This is a genomic window from Bradyrhizobium sp. Mp19, assembly GCF_029952935.1.
Taxonomy (GTDB): Bacteria; Pseudomonadota; Alphaproteobacteria; order Rhizobiales; family Xanthobacteraceae; genus Bradyrhizobium; species Bradyrhizobium elkanii.
On sequence record NZ_JASAUT010000005.1, the window covers coordinates 196,366 to 219,168 of the forward strand.

General features: G+C 64.0%; 19 protein-coding genes. 11 read left to right on the top strand and 8 right to left on the bottom strand.

Annotated elements, in window-relative coordinates:
- Positions 1–26 precede the first annotated feature (26 nt).
- The 6 genes from QJT82_RS08945 (at position 27) to QJT82_RS08970 (ending at position 8,486) form a co-directional block, all read left to right on the top strand.
- Entirely contained in the window at positions 27–1,256 is a 1,230-nt protein-coding gene (locus tag QJT82_RS08945; RefSeq protein WP_028339073.1) for an ABC transporter substrate-binding protein, read from the top strand.
- 118 nt (positions 1,257–1,374) lie between these two features.
- Complete coding sequence (locus QJT82_RS08950) at positions 1,375–2,601, top strand: ABC transporter substrate-binding protein (protein WP_028339074.1); 1,227 nt, start codon at positions 1,375–1,377, stop codon at positions 2,599–2,601.
- 280 nt (positions 2,602–2,881) lie between these two features.
- Positions 2,882–4,108: an ABC transporter substrate-binding protein gene (locus tag QJT82_RS08955; protein WP_026191951.1), complete on the top strand. Its 1,227-nt coding sequence runs from the start codon at positions 2,882–2,884 to the stop codon at positions 4,106–4,108.
- A 161-nt stretch (positions 4,109–4,269) separates the two neighbouring features.
- The gene (locus QJT82_RS08960) at positions 4,270–5,496 is read left to right on the top strand and encodes an ABC transporter substrate-binding protein (protein WP_028339075.1); all 1,227 of its coding nucleotides are present in this window, start codon (positions 4,270–4,272) and stop codon (positions 5,494–5,496) included.
- 266 nt (positions 5,497–5,762) lie between these two features.
- Positions 5,763–6,995, top strand: coding sequence for an ABC transporter substrate-binding protein (locus QJT82_RS08965; RefSeq protein WP_028339076.1), 1,233 nt, complete (start codon positions 5,763–5,765; stop codon positions 6,993–6,995).
- 207 nt (positions 6,996–7,202) lie between these two features.
- Positions 7,203–8,486, top strand: a complete 1,284-nt coding sequence (locus QJT82_RS08970; protein ID WP_028339077.1) for a glycerate kinase — start codon at positions 7,203–7,205, stop codon at positions 8,484–8,486.
- On the opposite strand, the gene QJT82_RS08975 is transcribed toward QJT82_RS08970, so the two are convergent.
- Positions 8,483–9,736, bottom strand: a complete 1,254-nt coding sequence (locus QJT82_RS08975; RefSeq protein WP_245288645.1) for a GNAT family N-acetyltransferase — start codon at positions 9,734–9,736, stop codon at positions 8,483–8,485. The two genes, QJT82_RS08970 and QJT82_RS08975, sit on opposite strands and share 4 nt — an antisense overlap.
- A 189-nt stretch (positions 9,737–9,925) precedes the next feature.
- Between QJT82_RS08975 and QJT82_RS08980 the strand changes: the two genes are divergently transcribed.
- Entirely contained in the window at positions 9,926–10,651 is a 726-nt protein-coding gene (locus QJT82_RS08980) for an adenosylhopane nucleosidase (RefSeq protein WP_028339079.1), read from the top strand.
- Positions 10,652–10,801: 150 nt separating this feature from the next.
- On the opposite strand, the gene QJT82_RS08985 is transcribed toward QJT82_RS08980, so the two are convergent.
- Positions 10,802–11,971 (bottom strand): saccharopine dehydrogenase NADP-binding domain-containing protein, encoded by a 1,170-nt coding sequence (locus tag QJT82_RS08985; RefSeq protein WP_028339080.1) that lies wholly within the window; start codon positions 11,969–11,971, stop codon positions 10,802–10,804.
- A gap of 314 nt (positions 11,972–12,285) precedes the next feature.
- Here QJT82_RS08985 and QJT82_RS08990 point away from each other — a divergent pair, with 314 nt between their 5' ends.
- The gene (locus tag QJT82_RS08990) at positions 12,286–12,771 is read left to right on the top strand and encodes an adenosine-specific kinase (protein WP_028339081.1); all 486 of its coding nucleotides are present in this window, start codon (positions 12,286–12,288) and stop codon (positions 12,769–12,771) included.
- Positions 12,772–12,861: 90 nt separating this feature from the next.
- Here the strand turns inward: QJT82_RS08990 and QJT82_RS08995 are convergent, their stop codons facing one another.
- Positions 12,862–13,380 carry a MarR family transcriptional regulator gene (locus tag QJT82_RS08995; protein WP_028336531.1) on the bottom strand — a complete coding sequence of 173 codons (519 nt, stop codon included), beginning with the start codon at positions 13,378–13,380 and terminating at the stop codon, positions 12,862–12,864.
- Positions 13,381–13,559: 179 nt separating this feature from the next.
- On the opposite strand from QJT82_RS08995, the gene QJT82_RS09000 reads away from it, so the two are divergent.
- The 3 genes from QJT82_RS09000 to QJT82_RS09010 are packed head-to-tail and all read left to right on the top strand — an operon-like array spanning position 13,560 to position 17,103.
- Positions 13,560–14,600 (top strand): branched-chain amino acid ABC transporter permease, encoded by a 1,041-nt coding sequence (locus QJT82_RS09000; RefSeq protein ID WP_028336532.1) that lies wholly within the window; start codon positions 13,560–13,562, stop codon positions 14,598–14,600.
- A 5-nt stretch (positions 14,601–14,605) separates the two neighbouring features.
- Positions 14,606–16,375, top strand: a complete 1,770-nt coding sequence (locus QJT82_RS09005) for a branched-chain amino acid ABC transporter ATP-binding protein/permease (protein ID WP_051447726.1) — start codon at positions 14,606–14,608, stop codon at positions 16,373–16,375.
- Positions 16,372–17,103, top strand: a complete 732-nt coding sequence (locus tag QJT82_RS09010; protein WP_028339082.1) for an ABC transporter ATP-binding protein — start codon at positions 16,372–16,374, stop codon at positions 17,101–17,103. The genes QJT82_RS09005 and QJT82_RS09010 overlap by 4 nt, the downstream gene beginning before the upstream one ends.
- 164 nt (positions 17,104–17,267) lie before the next feature.
- On the opposite strand, the gene QJT82_RS09015 is transcribed toward QJT82_RS09010, so the two are convergent.
- The 5 genes from QJT82_RS09015 to QJT82_RS09035 form a co-directional block, all read right to left on the bottom strand.
- A complete protein-coding gene (locus tag QJT82_RS09015) occupies positions 17,268–18,419 on the bottom strand; it encodes an ABC transporter substrate-binding protein (protein WP_028339083.1) in 1,152 nt (383 codons plus the stop codon).
- A 165-nt stretch (positions 18,420–18,584) separates the two neighbouring features.
- Complete coding sequence (locus QJT82_RS09020; RefSeq protein ID WP_028339084.1) at positions 18,585–19,004, bottom strand: thioesterase family protein; 420 nt, start codon at positions 19,002–19,004, stop codon at positions 18,585–18,587.
- Between the two features lie 63 nt (positions 19,005–19,067).
- The gene (locus QJT82_RS09025) at positions 19,068–19,829 is read right to left on the bottom strand and encodes an SDR family NAD(P)-dependent oxidoreductase (protein ID WP_028339085.1); all 762 of its coding nucleotides are present in this window, start codon (positions 19,827–19,829) and stop codon (positions 19,068–19,070) included.
- A 20-nt stretch (positions 19,830–19,849) separates the two neighbouring features.
- Positions 19,850–21,721 (bottom strand): feruloyl-CoA synthase, encoded by a 1,872-nt coding sequence (locus QJT82_RS09030; protein ID WP_028339086.1) that lies wholly within the window; start codon positions 21,719–21,721, stop codon positions 19,850–19,852.
- Positions 21,718–22,512: a crotonase/enoyl-CoA hydratase family protein gene (locus QJT82_RS09035; protein ID WP_028336538.1), complete on the bottom strand. Its 795-nt coding sequence runs from the start codon at positions 22,510–22,512 to the stop codon at positions 21,718–21,720. Before QJT82_RS09035 ends, QJT82_RS09030 begins: the two co-directional genes overlap by 4 nt.
- Between the last annotated feature and the right edge of the window lie 291 nt (positions 22,513–22,803).

Here is a 22,803-nt window from a genome sequence, read left to right on the forward strand (position 1 = left end):
CCTATAGAAGCAAACCAGGAGATATTATGCTTTCTACCGTTCGGATCGCCGCGATTTCCGCGGCGATCGTCGCTGTTGCCGCGACGTCCACGACCGCATTCGCCCAAAAGAAATACGACACCGGCGCAAGCGATACCGAGATCAAGGTCGGCAACATCATCCCCTATTCGGGACCAGCCTCCGCCTACGGCGTGATCGGCAAGACCGAAGAAGCCTACTTCAAGATGATTAACGATCGCGGCGGCATCAACGGCCGCAAGGTCAATTTCGTCAGCTATGACGACGCCTATTCGCCGCCGAAGGCGGTCGAGCAGGTGCGCAAGCTGGTCGAGAGCGACGAGGTGTTGCTCGTCTTCAACCCGCTCGGCACCCCGTCCAACACCGCGATCCAGAAATACCTGAATTCCAAGAAGATCCCGCAGCTGTTCGTCGCGACCGGCGCCACCAAGTGGAACGACCCGAAGAACTTCCCGTGGACCATGGGCTGGCAGCCGAGCTACCAGAGCGAAGCGCAGATCTACGCCAAGTGGCTGATGAAGGAGAAGCCCGACGCCAAGATCGCGATCCTCTATCAGAACGACGATTTCGGCAAAGACTACCTCAAGGGCACCAAGGACGGCTTTGGCGCCAAGGCGGCCTCCAGCATCATCATGGAGGAGAGCTATGAGATTTCGGAGCCGTCGATCGACGGCCACATCGTCAAGATCAAGGCCGCCAATCCCGACGTCCTGCTGATCTACACCACTCCGAAGTTCGGCGCGCAGACCATCAAGAAGACCGCCGAACTCGGCTGGAAGCCGCTGCAGATCATCACCAACGTGTCGGCCTCGGTCGGCAGCGTGATGCAGCCGGCCGGCTTCGACAACGCGCAGGGCGTGCTGTCGGCCGCCTACGCCAAGGACGGTGCCGACACACAGTGGAACAACGACCCCGGCATGAAGAAGTGGGCCGAGTTTCTCGACAAGTACATGCCGGGCGCCGACAAGACCGACGGCGGCTATGTGTACGGCTATGGCGCCGCACAGACGCTCGCCAAGGTGCTCGAAATGTGCGGCGACGATCTCACCCGCGCCAACGTCATGAAGCAGGCGGCGAGCCTGAAGGACTTTACGCCCGACACCCTGCTGCCCGGCGTCAAGATCAACACCTCGGCCACCGACTTCGCCCCGATCGCCCAGCTGCAGATGCAGCGCTTCAAGGGCCAGAAGTGGGAACTGTTCGGTGAGATCATTTCCGGCGACGTCCCCTCCGAGTGACGTTGCACTGCGGGAATAAAACAACAGCCTCCGCGATATCCGTCGCGGGGGCTTTTTGTTGACGCCCCGCGCCGATGGTATTGAATACTCCAAACAAAGAACCCGAGGTGGGGAAACCATGACTGCCGCACGTCCGTCCCTGACGGCGCTGTTGTCCGCGTTCGCTCTGATCCTGACGAGCTGCAATGTCGCGCAGGCTCAGAAGAAATACGACACCGGGGCCAGCGACACCGAGATCAAGATCGGCAACACCATGCCCTACAGCGGTCCCGCGTCGGCCTATGGGGTGATCGGCAAGACCGAGGCGGCCTATTTCAGGATGATCAACGATGCCGGCGGCATCCACGGCCGCAAGATCAAATTCATCTCCTACGACGATGGCTACTCGCCGCCCAAGACGGTGGAGCAGGCACGCAAGCTGGTCGAGAACGACGAAGTGCTGCTGCTGTTCGGCTCGGTCGGCACCGCAAGCAACGCGGCGATCCGGAAATACATGAACGAGAAGCAGGTGCCGCAGCTCTTCATCGCTTCCGGCGCCTCGAAGTGGAACGACCCGAAAGATTATCCGTGGACCATGGGCTGGCAGCCGTCCTACCAGGACGAGGCGCGGGTCTACGCAAAATACATCATGAAGCACAAGCCCGACGCCAAGGTCGCCGTGCTCTACCAGAACGACGATTTCGGCAAGGACTACCTCAAGGGCTTGAAGGACGCCTTCGGCGACAAGGCATCGATGATCGTCGCCGAGGAGGCCTACGAGACATCCGAGCCCACGATCGACAGTCACATCGTCAAGCTGAAGGCCGCCGGTGCCGACACCTTCGTCAGCATCGCGACGCCGAAATTCGCGGCACAGGCGATCAAGAAGGCCGCCGAGATCGCGTGGACGCCGCTGCAGATCGTCGCCAATGTCTCGGCCTCCGTCGGCGGCGTGATGCAGCCGGCGGGCTTCGAGAATTCGCAGGGTATCCTGTCGGCGTCCTATCTCAAGGACGGCGCCGATCCGCAGTGGGCCAAGGATCCCGGCATGGAGAAATTCCTCGCCTTCCTCAAGAAGAATTATCCGGACGCCAACAAGCTCGACGGCGCCACCGCCTTCGGCTACGCCGCCGCGCAGACCATGGTGAAGGTGCTGGAGATGTGCGGTGACGACCTCACCCGCGCCAATGTCATGAAGCAGGCCGCAAGCCTGAAGGATTATGTCCCCGATACGCTGCTGCCGGGCATCAGCATCAACACGTCAGCCACCGACTTCGCGCCGATCAAGCAACTGCGCCTGATGCGGTTCAAGGGCGAAAAGTGGGAGCTGTTCGGGGACATCATTTCAAGCAATCTGAGCAACTGATCGTCACGTCGGTCTGTTCGATCCGCGCGCTCAACTCAACATCGCCGTTTTACTCGACCGCAATCTCTGCGGTTGGCGCGGCGCACAAGCCAACGCGTTGGCGGATTTTTGAGCAGCGGCCCGCCTTGAGGGCGATCGACTAAAGACGCAGCCCCTGCGGCAATGCCGCAGGGGCTTTTCATTGAGGCACCCCAGGTAAGATGATAGTTTTTACGACCAATAATGAGCCCTCGAAACAGGGGGCCGCGACACATCATCTGCAATCAGGGAGAGAAACGGCATGTCTGGAATACGACAATTGACGGCATTTGCTGCTGCGCTTGCGCTCGTCGCCGCATCCGGCAGCGCTGCGCTGGCCCAGAAGAAATACGACACCGGCGCCAGCGATACCGAGATCAAGATCGGCAACATCATGCCTTACAGCGGGGCGGCCTCCGCCTATGGCGTGATCGGCAAGACCGAGGAGGCCTATTTCCGCAAGATCAACGCCGAGGGCGGCATCAACGGCCGCAAAATCAACTTCATCAGCTACGACGACGCGTACACGCCGCCGAAGACCGTCGAGCAGGCGCGCAAACTCGTCGAGAGCGACGAGGTGCTGCTGATCTTCAATTCGCTCGGCACACCGCCGAACTCGGCGATCCAGAAATACATGAACCAGAAGAAGGTGCCGCAACTGTTCGTCGCCACCGGCGCCACCAAGTGGAACGACCCGAAGGAATTCCCCTGGACGATGGGCTGGCAGCCCAACTACCAGAGCGAGTCCATCATCTATGCAAAGTACATCCTGAAGAACAAGCCGGACGCCAAAATCGCGGTGCTCTACCAGAACGACGACTACGGCAAGGACTATCTGAAGGGATTCAAGGACGGGCTCGGCGCCAAGGCAGCGTCAATGATCGTCGCCGAGGACAGCTACGAGGTAACGGAGCCAACCATCGATTCCCACATCGTGAGGCTGAAGGCCTCCGGCGCCGACGTGTTCTTCAACATCACGACGCCGAAATTCGCGGCGCAGGCGATCAAGAAGAACGCCGAGCTCAACTGGAAGCCGCTGCATTTCCTCAACAACGTCTCCGGATCGATCGGCAGCGTGATCAAGCCGGCAGGCTTCGAGAACGCCCAGGACATCATCTCGTCGCAATATTTCAAGGATCCGACCGACGCGCAGTGGAAGACCGACAAGGCGATGATCGCCTGGAACGAATTCCTCGATAAGTACTATCCGGAAGCGAACCGGGCCGATGCCTCGGTGATGTACGCCTATATCGTCTCGCAGGGCCTGGTCCACGTGCTCAAGGCCTGCGGCGACAATCTGACCCGCGAGAACATCATGAAGCAGGCGGCCAGCATTCGCGATTACGAGCCCGGCGGGCTGCTGCCCGGCGTCAAGGTCAACACCTCGGCGACCGATTTCGCGCCGCTTTCGCAGCTGCAATTGATCCGCTTCAAGGGCGAGACCTGGGAGCGCTTCGGCGAAGTCTTGAGCGCCGACGTCGGCGGTTAGGCCGGAAAGGTCGACCAAAGATACCGCCCCTGCGGCGTTTGCCGCAGGGGCTTCTCATTGAGGCGAACCGCCTAAAATGATAATCACTGCAGCCAAATAAAGAGCTCTCCAAGCAAGAGGGCCGAGACACATGCGTCTGACAAACAGGGAGAGAGACATAGATGTCCGCTACCAAGAAACTTGCGGTCCTCGGGGCCGCGCTCGCGCTAGTCGCCGCATCCGGCAGCGCTGCGCTGGCCCAGAAGAAATACGACACCGGCGCCAGCGACACCGAGATCAAGATCGGCAACATCATGCCCTACAGCGGCCCGGCATCCGCCTATGGCGTGATCGGCCGCACCGAGGCCGCCTATTTCAAGAAGGTCAACGATGCCGGCGGCATCAATGGCCGCAAGATCAACTTCATCTCCTACGATGACGCGTACTCGCCGCCGAAGGCCGTGGAACAGGCCCGCAAGTTGGTCGAGAGCGACGAGGTGCTGCTGATCTTCAACTCGCTCGGCACGCCGTCGAACTCGGCGATCCAGAAATACATGAACTCCAAGAAGGTGCCGCAGCTGTTCGTCGCGACCGGCGCCACCAAGTGGAACGACCCGAAGGACTTTCCCTGGACCATGGGCTGGCAGCCCAACTACCAGAGCGAGACCCAGATCTACGCCAAGTACATCCTGAAGAACATGCCGAACGCCAAGATTGCCGTGCTCTACCAGAATGACGATTACGGCAAGGACTATCTGAAGGGTCTGAAGGACGGGCTCGGCCAGAAGGCCGCCAGCATGATCGTCGCCGAAGAAAGCTTCGAGACGTCCCAGCCGACCATCGACAGCAACATCGTCAAGCTGAAGGCGAGCAACGCCGACGTCTTCATCGACATCGCGACGCCGAAATTCGCGGCCCAGGCGATCAAGAAGGTCGCCGAGATCGGCTGGAAGCCGACCCACTTCCTCAACAACGTGTCGGCCTCGGTCGGCAGCGTGATCAAGCCGGCCGGCTTCGAGAACGCGCAGGACATCATCTCCGCCGCCTACCTGAAGGACGCTTCCGACAAGCAATGGGACAATGACCCCGGCATGAAGGAGTTCTACGCCTTCATGGCCAAGGACTTCCCCGAAGGCGACAAGCTCGACGGCGGCACCGTGGTCGGCTTCGGCGTGGCGCAGACGCTGGTCCAGGTGCTGAAGCAGTGCGGCGACAACCTCACCCGCGAGAACATCATGAAGCAGGCGGCAAGCCTGAAGGACTTCCGCACCGAGGTGCTGCTGCCCGGCGTCAAGATCAACACCGCGGCAAACGATTTCGCACCGATCAGCCAGCTGCAGCTGATGAAGTTCAAGGGCGAGAAATGGGAACTGTTCGGCGACGTCATCAGCGCCGACGTCGGCGGCTGATTCCCCGCCGCCCCTCGACCGGGAATGGCCCCCTGCGATACCGTCGCAGGGGGCTTTTTGCTGGCGCGTTTTCGGGCGAAGCGGGTAGCGGTTCGTGCGAAGAAAACCCGTCAGAAACCAGGATTTAAAGCCATGGCCCTGCTCGCAGGCCGGCCCGGGCAATGCCTGCTTACACTTTGCCCGGCGATACGCTAGGTAAACCGGCAAGAACCCCGACAAGAAACCGGCGCCCTTGCGCGGCGGCAACAACAAGGAGATTTCGGGAAATGCCGATGCCGATCCGACACCGTGTCGCAACCGCCCTGCTCGGCCTCGCCGTCGCCGCCGCGACCGGCAGTGGCGCATGGGCGCAGAAGAAATACGACACCGGTGCGAGCGACACCGAGATCAAGATCGGCAACATCGTGCCCTATAGCGGCCCGGCGTCGGCCTATGGCGTGGTCGGCAAGGCGATGGCCGCGGTGTTCAAGAAGGTCAACGACGACGGCGGCATCAACGGGCGCAAGATCACTTTCGTCTCCTATGACGACGCCTACTCGCCGCCGAAGGCCGTCGAGCAGGCCCGCAAGCTGGTCGAGAGCGACGAGGTGCTGTTCCTGTTCGGCACGCTCGGCACCGCCTCCAACACCGCGATCCAGAAATATCTCAACGCCAAGAAAGTGCCGCAGCTGTTCGTCGCCACCGGCGCGACCAAGTGGAACGATCCGAAGGCTTTCCCGTGGACCATGGGCTGGCTGCCCAGCTACCAGAGCGAGTCGCGGATCTACGCGAAATATCTGCTCAAGGAAAAGCCCGCCGCCAAGGTCGCGGTGCTCTACCAGAACGACGACATGGGCAAGGACTACCTCAAGGGCCTGGAAGACGGCTTCGCCAGCGACCCCGCGCGCGTCGTCGCCAAGGAGAGCTATGAAGTCGCCGAGCCGACGATCGATTCCCATGTGGTGCGGCTGAAATCCTCCAATCCCGACGTCATCGTCTTCTTCACCACGCCGAAATTCGGCGCCCAGGCGATCAAGAAGCTCGGCGAGATGAACTGGAAGCCGGTGACCATCGTCTCCAACGTCTCGGCTTCCACCGCGACCGTGATGCGTCCGGCCGGCCTCGACAACGCGCAGGGCGTGATCTCGGCCGCCTACGCCAAGGACGCCAGCGATCCGCAGTGGAAGGATGACGCCGGCATGAAGGCGTTCGACGAACTGCTCGGCAAATACATGCCCGACACCAACCGCGTCGATGCCTCGGCGATGACCGGCTACAACATGGCGACCACGATGGTCGAGGTGCTGCGCCGCTGCGGCGACGACCTCACCCGCGCCAATGTGATGAAGCAGGCGGCAAGCCTGAAGCAATTCGCGCAGGGCGGCCTGCTGCCCGGCGTGACGCTGTCGACCGGGCCCACCGACTTCCAGCCGATCGAGCAACTGCAGCTGATGCAGTTCAAGGGCGAGCGCTGGCAATTGTTCGGCGACGTCATCAGCGGCGAAGTCGGCGGCAATTAGAGCCGGAATGGATATTGCTTCGATCGAAACGGCCGCAATCTTCCCTTACCTCTCCCGCTTGCGGGGGAGGTCGGATCGCATCAAAGATGCGATCCGGGTGGGGGCTGTCTCCGCAATACGACTCGTGGCAGCACCCCCACCCTGACCCTCCCCCGCAAGCGGGAGAGGGAACAGTACCTACGTCCCGACCCGCACAAAGGCACAGCCATGACCGACCGTCGTCCTTTCCTGCGTTCGATCTTCGATGCCGCGGTGGCGGCTGCGCATCCCGATGTCGTGCTGGCGTCGCGGCTGCGGCCGGTGCCGAAGGGTCGGGTGATCTGTCTCTGCGCAGGCAAGGGCGCCGCGGCAATGGCCGCGGCTGCCGAGCGGCACTATCTCGACGCGCTCGAGCTCGATCCGTCGCGGCTGGTCGGCATCGCCACCACCCGCCACGGTCATGGCGTGCCGACCCGCCGCATCAAGGTCGTCGAGGCCGGCCACCCGGTGCCCGACGAGGCCGGGCTCAAGGCGGCGGACGACACGCTGCAGCTCGCCGCGACAGCGACCCCGGACGATCTCCTGCTGGTGCTGCTGACCGGCGGCGGTTCGGCGAACTGGATCGCGCCGGTCGAGGGCGTGACCTTCGCGCAGAAGCAGCAGGTCAACCGCGCGCTGCTGCGCTCCGGCGCGCCGATCGGCGAAATGAATACCGTGCGCAAGCATCTCTCGCGCATCAAGGGCGGACGGCTGGCGCGCGCCGGCCAGCACGCCGCCGAGATCGTCACGCTGGCGATTTCCGACGTGCCGCATGACGATCCCTCCGCGATCGCCTCGGGGCCGACGGTACCGGATCCGACCACGCTGGCGGACGCCCGCGCGCTGGTCGCCAGATACAATCTCTCGATCGACGACGCGGTCCGCCGCGCCCTCGACGACCTCGCGAACGAAAGCTGCAAGCCCGGCGATGCCGCCTTCGCGCGGGCGACATTCGAACTGCTGGCAAAGCCGAAGGCCTCGATCGACGCCGCGGTGAAGGTCGCGCAGCACGCCGGCTACGAGACCGTCGCGCTCGGCGCCGATCTCGAAGGCGAGGCCCGCGAGGTCGCGGCCGAGCATGCGCGGCTTGCGCTGAAGGCGCGCAGCGAAGGCAAGCGGGTTGCGATCATCTCCGGCGGCGAACTGACGGTGACGGTGCGCGGCAATGGCCGCGGCGGCCCCAACCAGGAATACGCGCTGGCACTGGCGGGCCTGCTGAAGGATACGCCCGACGTCTCGGCGCTGGCCGCCGATACCGACGGCGCCGACGGCGGCGCCGGCAGCGCGACCGACCCGGCCGGCGCCGTGATCGACCAGGCGACATTCGCGAAGATGAAATCGATCGGCCTCGATCCGAAGGCCTATCTCGAGAATAACGATGCGACCGGGTTCTTCGCCCAGACCGGGGATCTGCTGCTGACCGGGCCGACGCTGACCAACGTCAATGACGTGCGGGTGATTTTGGTGGATTAGGCCGTATCCTCGACGGACCCAAGGCCAGTCTCGGGCTGCGCCCAAAGCTCCTGATAGTTACGAAACTTCGCAAGCGTCTCGTCATATCGCGTCGGCTCGAGCACCGGCAAAATGCGCTTCAACACTGAGTTGATCGGCGCGGAGGTGTGCCGAACGTATAAGTCGATCGGGTCAAGCAAGTGCCTCAGGTGCAGCTTTGGATCATAGTTCAGCCCGCTGCTGCGAAACCATTTGTACCCGTTGGCGATTGCCCAGCTCACCATGTCGCGAAACACATAATGATAGAGGTGCAAGTCTAAGGCGACATCGTAGTCGAGACCTATGTACTCCGCATAAATCGCGTCACCGTGTACCATGCATGCGGCAAACGCGACGATCCGCTCGTTCTGACGCCAGAGGAAGAAGCGGACCTTGTCCCCCATCCGCCGCCCCAAGTCGCAGAAGTATTGTTCCGTCAGCTTCTCGAAGTGCAGTTTCGAACGCTGATAGACCTGGAAATACAATGGATAGATCTGCGCGATCACCGGCGTCGCGTCGTTGACGACGTTCATCTCGACGGATGGAGAGGCCCGCGCTGTCGCCTCAAACTTCTTGCGAAGTTTCTTACGGGTTGCGCTGTTGAGCGCTTGATTCATATAGTCATCGAAATTGGCGTAATCGATGCAAAGCCTGGTCATGGGCAGGCTGGGGATGCGGGTGAAGCCGTGAGCGATCAGGCAGTCGAGGATTGGTCGGTATCGCGCCGGAAACTCCTTGAGCACGATCAGCCGTGCCCCGAGCCTGCGAGCATGGATTGCAATCGTAGAGGCCAGCAGTTCCGCGCAGCCTCGATGGCAGGCCTCGTCCCCGTCAAGATGACCTTCCCCGGCGACGCACCCCACCATGAGCGCACGGGCGCGCATCAAACCTGGCCACACCCGGCGAATGGCGTCGATGATTACGCCAAACCGCGGGCTCGCACCGGCCAGCAAATCCAGGTCCATCAGGAAGAATGGCTGTACCGCACAAATCTGGTCAACCGCATCCTTGATGAGGAAATACCGGTAATCGAACTCGGGATGAAGGGTATCCTCGACCAACTCATAGTATCGATGATCCTTGCGCTCGCTCGCGAAGGCGAACTGCCAGCGCGGACAATGCTCCAAATCGTTCCGCACAATGACTTGGAGATGCGGCGGACATTGCATCGGCTCGCGTCTCGTGAGGTCGCCGATTTGGCTCGTCAAGTGCGCTGTTGCAGCTTCCGGCACGATCTCACGCTCACCACGGATCCCGGCCCTAGGGCAGCATTTATCACGGCGCCAAAACAAAGCAGCTAACATATCCGTCAGAAACTAACTCGTTAGTCATTTGCGATTTGGCGTTGGAGCAGAACACTCCTGATACGACCCGCATGCGCGGACACAAGCCGTCCAGCGCGGCATCCGGGGAGCGGACTCATGGCAGCGGTGATTGGAGTCACGGGACTTGCATTTGAGGCGCGGATCGCTGCAGACCTGCATACGCAGGCGATCTGCAGTGGCGATGGCAGCACGCTCGCGGAGTCTCTCGCGTCGGCAATTGCTGAGGATTGCTGCGGTCTCATCAGCTTTGGCGTCGCGGGCGGCCTTTCGCCCGACCTCCCGGCAGGCGCATGCGTCGTAGCATCGACGATCGTTTCGGAAACGATTCAGCTCTTCACTGATCGGGACTGGTCGCAAGCCTTGCTTCGACTCATCCCCGGTTCGATTTATGGCCCTATTGCTGGTGTGACCACCGTCGCCATGCATCCAGAAGCGAAGCGCTCGCTGCATATGAGTACAGGCGCGCTGGCGGTCGATAACGAATCTCATGTGGCGGCGAGCGTCGCTGCAGCGCGCGGCCTCCCTATGACTGCCGTCCGCGTGATCATGGATCCGGCCGGTCGGCAGCTTCCTGCCGCCGCCCTGTCCGCAGTGCGTGCAAACGGGACGATCGATCTCGCCGCGCTGGTCCGTGCGACAATGAAACAGCCGAGCGAGTTACCGATGCTGCTTCGGACCAGTCTCGACGCACTGTCCGGATTTGCGGCGCTGCTTCGCTGCCGTCAATTGCTTGGCCCTGGATTGGGGCTGCCTTCCTTGCAAGCAGATGAGTCGGAGCCAAGCTCAAGTATCGTAGCGGAAGATCGTATGATCGCCCTCTAGAGCGTTTTCGAGCGAAGTGGGCACCGGTTCGCGTGAAGAAAACGCGTCAAAACAAGAATCTAGAGCTTCGGTTCTGATTCAATCAGAACCGAAAATGCTCTAGTCGCTTTTTTAGCCGAACGGGCCGCTATACCTGCCGACTGCGTAACCTCAACGCGCACTGAAGGTGAGGCCGGCGCGCTCCTTTAGACGCTTGCGCAAGGCCGGCCCCATCAGCGCGCCCGGCGTCCAGATGCCGCCCTCGCCCTGCACGTCGCGCACGACGCAGAGAGCGCTTTCGGTGATCATCTTGCTGGTCGAGCCATAGCCCGGATCGCGGTCGCCGGTGACAACGGCTTCGACCCGTCCGCCATCCGGCACCTCGCCGAGAAAGAAGATGTCGTAGAAGCCCCTCTCGCGCGCTTCCCGGGTCGGGCCTGTGCCGCGCTTGAGACCGCCGGTCCCGAACAAGGACACCACCGTGGCGAACGTCTCGGTCGTCACGCTCGCGATGTCCCCAAGTCCCGGCGCCACCATCATCTCGTCATAAACGAAGTCCCTGCCGTAGGGATGGCCCAACAGGAAGTTCGTGCGGTGCACGTTCTTGGTGTTGATCGGTGCCATCGGGAACGGCACGAGCCACGCGTGCATGCTCGTGTCATATTCGGGGACGAGGCCCGACGGCTGAGACGGCCCAGTGAAGCCCGGCGTCAACGCGAAGGGATCGGTCAGCAGCCGGATCAGGGCCGGGTCGCGCGCCGCGGCGGCCAGCGTCGCCTGAGCGCTCGCCGCGGTGCCGCCAGACATGCCACCCCTCACCTTGCGTAGACGGGCCTTCACCCGCCGCGCCGGGCGTCCGAACTTCTCGCGCGCCTTCTCCTGCAACGTGAGCACACCGAGATCGAACGGGATGGAATCGAAGCCACAGGAGAAGACGATGCGCGCGCCGGTCCGTTTTGCCTCTTCGTGATGGGCGTCGATCATCCCCCGCATCCAGCCCGGTTCGCCGCAAAGATCGACATAGGCCGTGCCGGTGGCCGCGCATGCCGCCACTAGCTCGGGACCGTGAAGCTGATAGGGCCCGACCGTGGTGACGATCACGGCCGCGCGCTCGCACATCGAACGCAGGCTGGCCGGCTCGGCGGCATCCGCCTTCACCAACGGCAAATCGTCCGGTGCGCCGATGTCGGCACGCACTTTCTGGAGTTTGTCGGTCGAGCGTCCCGCAATTGCCCAGGACGGAGCATCGTCGCCGCGATAGGATGTCGCCAGATATTCGGCGATGAGACCCCCGGTGTAACCCGTCGCGCCATAGACGATGAGGTCGAAGTCCCGCTTCACGGCGTTGATCCTCCTCGAGCCCCCGGAAGCGCTCCCTTCAGATCCGTTAGCAACGCTCGGTACGCTTCGCGGCCTTTTGCGAGGGGCCGGGCAACATACGGGCCATCGCGCTTGACGGAGGATACCACAATTGCCGCCCTTCGGCGCGCAACCTCCCGGCGATTTCCGGTCCCCCTTGAGAGCCGTCGTGAGTACGGACGCTGGTCGGCGTGAGCCGAAGCAGACAGCCGGCACATTTGAGCGCCTGTGGCCGCTTGCAAACGCCCTCCGACGGCCTACCATGGATTGGGGCGTTCGCGTGCAGGAGCGAAGCCATGGAACTCACCGTGGTGCCCATCGTCAAGCCGGATGAGACCAACTTCATCTTCGGCCAGTCGCATTTCATCAAGACCGTGGAAGACCTTCACGAAGCGCTGGTGGGCGCGGTTCCGCGCATCCGCTTCGGGTTGGCTTTCTGCGAGGCCTCCGGCAAGCGGTTGGTGCGCTGCTCCGGTAACGACGACGCCTCGCTCGCCCTGGCACGCGACAACGCATTGGCGATCGGCGCCGGTCACACCTTCCTGATTTTCCTCGGCGACGGGTTCTTTCCCGTCAACGTGCTGCCGGCGGTGCGCGCAGTGCCGGAGGTCTGCCGCATCTATTGCTCGACGGCCAATCCAACACAGGTGATCGTCGCGCAGACGGAGCTCGGGCGCGGCGTGCTCGGCGTGGTGGATGGCGCCTCGCCGCTGGGTGTCGAAACCGACGCCGACATTGCGTGGCGGAAGGATCTGCTGCGGAACATCGGCTACAAGCTTTAGACCGCGACGGTTCGCCTTCTGGCGGCGCCCGCATGCCGGATATGTATCAACCCAACGCGTCATTGCGAGCGGACGGGCCGTCGCGCCCCCTCAAAACTCCTGCGCGAGCTTCGCCAGCATCTCCAGCAGCGCGGCGTGGTTGGCCGGACCGAGCACCTCGATCAGCCGCGCCTCGTGCTTGTTGGCGACCAGCTTCTTGGCGCGCGCCAGCACGGCGCGGCCCTTGTCGGTCAGGACGAGGATGTGGGACCGGCGGTCGTTGGTGGAGCGCATCCGCGCGCAAAGGTCGCGGCTCTCCAGCGCGTCGAGCATCGCGACGAAATTCGGCCTGAGGATGCCGAGCGTGTTGGCGATCTCGGTCTGGTTGCGGCCCGGATTCTTGTCGAGCAGAAGCAGCACCGAGAACTGCGCCGGCGTCAGCTGCAGCGGCGCGACGCAGCGCAGGAAATCCTCGAATACCCTGAGCTGCGCGCGCTTCAACGAATAGCCGAGCAATCCGGACAGTTCGCCCAGTTGCAGCATGCTGTCGTCCCCGGCAGAATCGGCCGGTTCCCTGCGCAGGGCCCGCGACGAACGGAGGGCATCGGTGGCGGTCTTGGAAACAGTCATCGCTCCAGGCTCGCAATCCCGGTACAAGAATCCCGCACGACACTCGGGGACCTTGAGATTATATCTAATAATTGTTATGGACTATATCAAATATCGGCAGCTTTCAACAGCCGATATCGGCCGACCTGACCGGCACGACCGGTTGCGGCGGTCCGACGCTTGAGGGGGAGCGCTCGGCCTTGAACACAACGATCATGCTGTTCCTGCTGCAGGACGGCATCACCAATGGCGCGATCTACGCACTGCTCGGGCTGGCCCTGGTGCTGGTGTTCGCGGTGACGCGGGTGATCCTGATCCCGCAGGGCGAATTCGTCACCTACGGTGCGCTGAGCTACGCCATGCTGGCGACCGGCCAGGTGCCCGGCACGGCACGGCTTGCCGTCGCGATGGGCCTCGTCGCCTTCGCCCTCGACCTGTTCTTCGCCCGCAACGCGCTGCATGCGCGGCTGGTGATCCGCTCGGTCGCGCTCAACATCGCCTTTCCCGTCGCGCTGCTCGGTCTGATTTACGCGCTGGTCGGTCCCGGCACGCCGATCGCCGTCAACATCGCGCTCGCGCTCCTGATCGTGGCGGCGATCGGGCTGTTCCTCTACCGCATCGCGTTCCAGCCGATCGCGCACACCTCCGTGCTGGTGCTGCTGATCGCCTCTGTCGGCTGCCATCTGGCGCTGCAGGGCCTCGGCCTGGTGTTCTTCGGCGCCGAAGGCCTGCGCGCGCCTGCGCTGTCGAATGCCGCAGTGACCGCCGGCCCGCTGCGCTTCACCGGGCAGAGCCTTGCGGTCTACGGCCTGACGATCGGCTTCATCGTCGCCCTGTGGCTGTTCTTCGGCTACACCAAGACCGGTAAGGCGCTGCGCGCCACCGCGGTCAACCGCCTCGGCGCCCGCCTGGTCGGCATCCGCACCACGCTGTCCGGCCAGATCGCATTCCTGCTCGCCTCCGTTATCGGCGCGATCTCCGGCATCCTGATCGTGCCGATCACGACGCTCTATTACGACACCGGCTTCCTGATCGGCCTGAAGGGTTTCATCGCCGCCATCATCGGCGGCCTGGTCAGCTACCCCCTGACCGCGGTCGCCGCCATCGTGGTCGGCATCGTCGAGGCCTTCTCATCGTTCTACGCCAGCAATTTCAAGGAAGTCATCGTGTTCACGCTGATCCTCCCCGTGCTCGTGTTGCGCTCGCTCGCGGCGCCCGAGGTCGAAGAAGAGAAGGATTGAGCGCGATGACGCAGCGCCTTCCTCTCATCATCTTCGCGCTCGTGATGGCGGTGACTCCGCTGCTGCCGGGCATCCCGCCGTTCTGGATCGTGCTGCTCGACAATATCGGCCTCGCCGCGCTGGTCGCGATGGGCCTCGTGCTGCTCACCGGCGTCGGCGGCCTGACCTCGTTCGGCCAGGCCGCGTTCTGCGGCTTCGGCGCCTACACCACGGCGGTGCTGACCACCGCCTACGGCGTCTCGCCCTGGCTGACGCTGCCGGCTTCGCTCTTGGTCAGCGGCATCGCGGCCGTGCTGCTCGGCATCGTCACGGTGCGGCTATCCGGCCATTATCTGCCGCTCGGCACCATCGCCTGGGGCATCGGGCTGTTCTATCTGTTCAGCAAGCTCGAATTCCTCGGCCGCAACGACGGCATCTCCGGCATTCCGCCGCTGTCGATCGGCTCGTTCAAGATGCTGAGCCCGGATGCGATCTATTATGCGATCTGGGTCGCGGTGCTGCTCTCCGCGCTGCTGACCATGAACCTCTTGGACTCCCGCACCGGGCGCGCGATCCGCGCCTTGCGGCGCGGCCATGTCGCGGCCGAAGCATTCGGCGTGCAGACGCCGCGCGCGAAGCTGTTGGTGTTCATCTATGCCGCGGTGCTGGCCGGCCTGTCCGGCTGGCTCTATGCGCATTTCCAGCGCGCCGCCAACCCGACGCCGTTCGGCGCACAGGCCGGCATCGAGTATCTGTTCATCGCCGTGGTCGGCGGCGCCGGTTACGTCTGGGGCGGCGTGCTTGGCGCCGGCATCGTCGTGATCCTCAAGGAGGTGCTGCAGAGCTACCTGCCCTACATCTTCGGCGGCCAGAGCCAGCTCGAGACCATCGTGTTCGGCATCATGCTGGTGCTGCTGTTGCAGCTCGCGCCTCAGGGCGTCTGGCCCTGGCTGATGTCGCGGCTGCCGTTCAAGCCCGCCCGCAAGACCCCGGACACGTCCGTGAAGCTGGAGCACCGCGAACGGGCGCCCGGAACGTCTCCGATCCTTCTGCACATCGACAAGGCGCGCAAGCAGTTCGGCGGCGTGCTCGCCGTCAACGACGTCTCGTTCGACGTCAACGCCCGCGAGATCGTCGCGCTGATCGGCCCGAACGGCGCCGGCAAGAGCACCACCTTCAATTTGATCACCGGCGTCCTGACCGCAACCAGCGGCAAGATCTCCGTGCTTGGCAAGGAAGTCGAGAACGCTCCGCCGCAGGAGGTGGTCAAGCTCGGCGTTTCCAGGACTTTCCAGCATGTCAAGCTGGTGCCCGACATGACCGTGCTGGAGAACGTCGCGATCGGCGCGCATCTGCGTGGCAATTCCGGCGCGATCTCCAGCATGCTGCGGCTCGACCGCGCTGACGAGGCGAAGCTGCTGGCGGAAGCCGCGCGGCAGATCGCGCGCGTCGGCCTGTCCGACCAGATCGACCAGCTGGCAGGCTCACTGTCGCTCGGGCAGCAACGCATCGTCGAGATCGCCCGCGCGCTGTGCGTCGATCCGATGCTGCTGCTGCTCGATGAGCCGGCCGCCGGCCTGCGCCACATGGAGAAGCAGCGGCTGGCCGCGCTGCTCCGGCAATTGCGCGACGGCGGCATGTCGGTGCTGCTGGTCGAGCACGATATGGGGTTCGTGATGGATCTCGCCGACCGCATCGTGGTGCTGGATTTCGGCACCAAGATCGCCGAGGGCACGCCGGCCGCGATCAAGCGCAACCCCGACGTGATCAAGGCCTATCTCGGAGCCGCCGCATGAGTGCGCTGCTATCGGTGACCGACGTCCACATCTCCTACGGCAAGGTCGAGGCGGTACGCGGCGTTTCGCTCGACGTCGCCGACAACGAGATCGTCACCATCATCGGCGCCAACGGCGCCGGCAAGACCACGCTGCTCAACGCCATCATGGGCGTGCTGCCGCTGAAGGGGCGCACGACGTTCGCGGGCGTCGACATGGCGCCGCTCGACATCGAGGACCGCGTCGCCATCGGCCTCAGCCTGGTGCCCGAGCATCGCGAATTGTTCGGCACCATGAATGTCGAGGACAATCTCGAGCTCGGCGCCTTCCGGATCGCGAAGGCTGTCGCGGCGACCTCGCTGGAGCGGGTCTACACGTTGTTTCCGCGGCTCAAGGAGCGGCGCAAGCAGCTTGCCGGAACGCTGTCCGGCGGCGAGCAGCAGATGCTGGCGATGGGCCGCGCGCTGATGGGCGCGCCGAAGCTCTTGATGCTGGACGAGCCGAGCCTCGGCCTCGCCCCGATCATCGTCGCCGACATCTTCCGCATCGTCGGCGAGCTCCGCGCCGCCGGCGTCTCGGTGCTGCTGGTCGAGCAGAACGCCCAGGCCGCATTGCAGATCGCCGACCGCGCCTATGTGATGGAGCTCGGCGAGTTCGTGCTGTCGGGCACCGCCAAGGACATCGCCGCCAACAAGGGCGTCGCCGCAAGCTATCTCGGCTTCCAGCACGAAGGCGAAAGCGCGATTTAGGCGCTGGTGTGCGGCGATACTGCCAACGCGGATAGACCTTCACCCCACCTCGCCGCGCATTGCATGCGCGGCGATCCTCCCCCTCCAGGGGCCCTGGAGGGGGAGGGTAAGAAAAAGCCGGCCTTATCGGGGCCGGCTTCTTCGTTTCGCGGATCGCGACCGGCTCACATCGCCGGGACGTATTTGCCGTCCTTGACCGTCAGCAGGATGCGCGAGCGGTCGTCGAGGCCGTAGCGGTCCTTTTCGGTCCAGTTGTAGACGCCCTGGGTGGCGACGATCTCCTTCTCGGAGATGAACGCCTTGCGGATGCCTTCGCGGAACTCCGGCGTGCCGGGCTTGCCGGCCTTCAGCGCCACCGGGATGACACGCTTCAATACCTCGAAGGCATCGTAGGAATGGCCGGCGAACTGGCTGCGGCTGTTGGCGCCGTACTTTGCTTCATAGGCGGTGTTGAGCGCAAGCCCAGGCTTCTTGGTCAGCGCGCTGTCGGCTTGCGTTTCCGGCGACATCACCGGGCCCGCCGACATGATGACGCCTTCTGCGGCCGCACCCGCGATGCGGATGAAGTCCATGCTGGCGGCGCCGTGGGTCTGGTAGATCAGGCCCTTGTAGCCGCGCTCGCGCAGCGCGGTCTGCGGCAGCGCCGCGGCGGTGCCGGAAGCACCAACCAGGATGGCGTCAGGATTGGCGGCGACGAGCTTCAGCACCTGGCCCGCGACCGACGTATCCGGACGCGCGAAGCGTTCCTCGTCGGTCATGGTCAGGCCCATCGGCACGGCTTGCGCCTTGAAGTCGTTGACCCAGAGGTCGCCGTAGGAATCCGAATAGCCGATATAGCCGACGGTCTTGATGTTGTGCGCCTTCATGTGCTCGTAGAGCACCTTGCCCATGATCGGGATCGACTGCGGCAGGTCGACCGACCACTTCATGCGCGCGTCGTTGATCGGGAACGGCGCGAGGCCGAGATGCGGGATGCCGGCCTCGTTGGCGACCGTCGACACCGCGATCGAGGGCGGCGTGGTGCAGGAGCCCATGATGATGTCGGCCTTCGACTCCGTGACGAAGCGCCGCGCATTGGTGGTCGCAGCCGTCGGATCGCCGCCGTCGTCGAGCACGATCAGCTTCAGCGGCACGCCGCCGATCTCCTTCGGCACGAAATCGAGCGCGTTGCGCTCCGGGATGCCGAGCGCCGCGGCCGGCCCCGTGGTCGAGATCGAGATGCCGATGGTGATTTCATTGGTCTGCGCCAGTGCGGGCGCGCCCGGCAGCGCGATGGCTGCTGCGAGCGCTGCTGCGGCGAGAGTGGCCTTCCTCATTCATTCCTCCCTGCGGATAAGTTTTTTGGGTTTAAACCAGTTTTGCGGGCCAATTCAGCCCCTTCTTTAGAGCATGATCCGGAAAAGTGGAAACCGGTTTTCCGAGAGGATCATGCTCCGAAAGTCGAGTCATGAGGGGCTACGAGTCAGCCCTTCATGCACACGTCAGCCGTTCATGAAGCGGTCGATGATCTCCTGCGGAAACGGCGCCGATTTCAGCTTGGCGGGATCGTCCGGATGGCGGCCGACCAGCACCCTGGTCTCGAACGCCTCGATCGCCAGTGCCTCGCCCTTGAGCACGCGGTGCACCACCTCAAAGCTCGAGCGCTTGATGCTCTCGATCCGGCTCTCGATGGTAATCCAGTCGCCATGGGTCGACGGGATGTGGAATTTCGCCCGCGTGTCGACCATGGGAATGCCGACCAGGCCGTATTTGTGGACGAGGTCCTGCTTCGAGCAACCGGCGGCTTCGAACATGATCGAGGTCGAGTCGTCGAACATCGCGAAGTAGCGCGGGTAGTAGACGATGTTGGCAGGGTCGCAATCGCCCCACTGGATCTGCACGTCGCGCCGATTGACGAACATGGTTTATCCTCGATTGAGCGTGAGCGATCCGGAAGGGCGGCTCGCGCTCTTCCGGATCATGCTTCAGCGCGGCGCCATCCGGAGCGCGGCATCGAGCCGCACCACTTCGCCGTTCAGATAGGGGTTGTCGATCATGTGCAGCGCCAGCGAGGCGAACTCGTCGGCCTGGCCGAGCCGGCGCGGGAACGGGATCGCGGCGGCGAGCGAATCCTGCGCTTCCTGCGGCAGGCCGGCCAGCAGGGGCGTCATGAACAGGCCAGGCGCGATCGTCAGGACGCGGATGCCGAATTGCGCGAGCTCGCGCGCGATCGGCAGCGTCATCGCGACGATGCCGCCCTTCGATGCCGAATAGGCCGCCTGCCCGATCTGGCCGTCATAAGCGGCGACCGAGGCCGTCGAGATCACGACGCCGCGCTCGCCGGTTGCGAGCGGCTCGAGCTTGGCCATGTCAGCGGTCGCAAGCCGCAGCATGTTGAACGAGCCGATCAGATTGACCTTGATCACCTTGTCGAAGTCGGCCAGCGCCATCGGCCCCTCGCGGCCGATCACGCGCTTTGCCACCCCGATGCCGGCGCAATTCACCAGCACGCGGGCCGGGCCGTGCGCCTTGGCGGCCGCCGCGACGGCAGCTTCGGCCGCCGCCGCATCGGCGACGTCGCAGACCACCGGAATGCCGCCGATCTCGGCAGCGACGCTCTCGGCGAGCTTGGCGTTGAGGTCGCAAACCGCGACCTTGGCGCCCTGCGCGGCCAGACGGCGCGCGGTCGCAGCACCCAATCCCGATGCGCCGCCGGTGACGATGGCGGCCTGGTCCTTCAACTGCATGGCTTTCTCCTGTTCGAGAACTAGACTGACGTGATCACCGATGCCGGCGGCACCGGCGCATAAAGCGCTTCGATGATGTCCGTGCGATGCTCCAGCACCGCGCGCTGGTTGATCGAGCCCTTGTCGGTGACCTCGCCGCGATCGATCGACAGCGGCGTGTCGAGCAGGATCGCGCGCGCGATCCGGTTCGACGAGCCGGTGGCGCCGGCGAGAACACGCGCGAAGCGTTCGCGAAAGGCAGCGCGCACCAGCGGATCATTGGCCGCGGCCGCGATGTCATTGGCGACCAGCGCCGGATTGATCAGGCGACAGCCGTCGAGATCGAGGATCACGATTGCGGCAAGCTCGTCGCGATTGAGCCCCGCGATCACGACGTCGCGCACCAGCGGCGCGCAGGTGCCAACGAAGCGCGCCCGCAACGGGCCGACGCTGACCCAGGTGCCGCTCGCCAGCTTGAAATCCTCGGCGATGCGGCCGTCGAAATCGAAACCGGCATCGAGATCGCTCGCGTTAGCGGGCTTCAGCGCGTCGCCGAACTTGTAAAAACCTTCCTCGTCGAACGCCTTGGCGGTCAGCTCGGGTTGCCGCCAGTAGCCCGGCGTCACATTCGGGCCCTTGGCGCGGACCTCGAGCTTGCCGTTGTTCGGAACGAGCTTCGCATCGTTGCCCGACACCGGAAGCCCGACATGGCCGGAGCGGCTGGTATCGGGACGCACCGACATGAAGAACGGCGAGGTCTCGGTGGCGCCGAGCCCGGTCAGCATGGGCACGCGATAGCCCTTCTCCTGCACGGCGAGCGCATCGAGGCTGTTCCAGATGAACGGCGACAGCGCGGCGCCCGAGAAGAACATCGCATGCAGCCGGTCGAAGAATTTTGCCCGCAGACCGGCGTCGTCGCGCAGATAGGGCAGCAGCGATTCATAGCCTTTTGGCACGTTGAAATAGACCGTCGGCGAGATCTCGCGCAGGTTTCGCACGGTCTCCTCGATGCCGCCGGGCATCGGCTTGCCCTCATCGAGATACATCGAGCCGCCATTATAGAGCGTCAGCCCGACATTGTGGTTGCCACCAAAAGTGTGATTCCATGGCAACCAGTCGACGATCACAGGCGGCTCGTCCTTGAGGAACGCCAGCGTCTCGCGCAGCATCACCTGGTTGGCGCAGATCATGCGCTGGGTGTTGATGACGGCCTTGGGATTGCCGGTCGACCCCGACGTCAGCAGGAATTTCGCGATCGTGTCCGGACCGATAGCCGCATGGGTCGCATCGAGGCGCGGGTCTTCCGGCGTCGCCAAGAGACCGGCGAGGCGCGTCACCTCACGGCCGGGCACAGTGCCGCGGCTCGCGGCGATCTCGACATCGGATCCGACATTGGCGCGCAGCGCGTCGGCAAACTTGTCGGCATCGTCGACGAAGATGAGGCCGGGCGTCAGAAGCTTGATGACGAAGCTGAGCTTGCCGTAGTCGCGCGATACCAGCGAATAGGCCGGCGACACCGGGCAGAACGGAACGCCGGCATAGAGCGCGCCGAGTGCCATCAAGGCATGATCGATTGAATTGCCCGACAGGATCACGATCGGCCGCTCGGCCGACAGCCCGCGCGCGATCAACGCGGAGGCGATGCGCCTGATAGCCTCGAGCAATTGCGCGTAGGTGATCTGCCGCCAGCCGCCGCCGGCGGCACGTTCGGCCATGAACACGCGGTTCGGCTCGGCCTTTGCCCAGTGATGCAGGCGGTCGGTGAGGCGAACCGGAAAATCCGCGAGGCTGAGCTTCGGACGGAGATAGATCGTGCCGTCGTCGCGGCGCTCGACGGTGACGTCGGGATTGCCAAACGAGATCGGGCGCAGCGGATGCGCGGGGCTGGCGGTTGCAGACGGCGCGGCGCTCATGTCGGCTTCACCTTGGCGGTCTTGCGATCCAGGAAGGCACGGATCCGTTTCTTGGCTTCCTTGTCGCTCTGCGCCACCGTCGCCATCAGCGATTCCATCAAGAGGCCGGTCTGCGGATTGGCCTCGGCGATCATCGGCAGCGCCTGCAGCACGGCGAAGTTGGTCAGCGGCGCATTGGCGGCGACGCGCTCGGCAAGCTCCAGCGCCTTCGGCAGCGCGCCGTCTGCCTCGGTGAGGTATTGCGAGAAGCCGTAGGCGGCGCCCTCGGTCGCCGAATAGACCCGCCCGGTCAACATCATGTCGGCCATCCGCGGCACACCGATCAGGCGCGGCAGCCGCACCGATCCGCCGCCGCCGACGAAGATGCCGCGCTGGCCCTCGGGCAACGCGAAATAGGCCGACGGCTCGGCGACCCGGATATGCGCGGCGCAGGCCAGCTCAAGCCCGCCGCCGATCACGGCGCCCTTCAGCGCGGCGATGACAGGCACGCGGCAATACTGGATGCGGTCGAACACGCGGTGCCACATCTGGGAATGCACCAGACCCTCGGTGGCGTCGCGCTCGGTCAGTTCGGAGAGGTCGAGGCCGGACGAGAAGTGATCGCCGATACCATGGATGACGACGGCACCGACCGCATCCGGTATCGCGGAGAAGCAGTCCCGCAGCGCCAGGATGATGCCGTCATTCAGCGCATTGCGCTTGGCGGGACGGTTCAGCCCGACCGTCAGCACCGCCCCTCGCGTCTCGATCCTGAGCAGCGAGGCGTCTCCCCCGCCGGCAGCGTTTCCCATGGCGTTATTGTTTCCTGTTCAGAATAGTTATGTTTTATAACGATTGGCAGGAGAGTCAATATGGGCGCGCACGGCTGTCGATTCCGTCATCCTGAGGTGCACGCGCAAGCGGGCCTCGAAGGATGCACGGCCCGGCTGGTGGTCGTCGACCCTTCGAGACGGCCGCTGCGCGGCCTCCTCAGGGTGACGGTGATGGAGTTGATACGCGCGCCCCCTCCACCCGTCGTCCCTGCGAAAGCAGGGACCCATAACCACCAATGATTATTGCTGCGCGACGACGGAACGACGAGT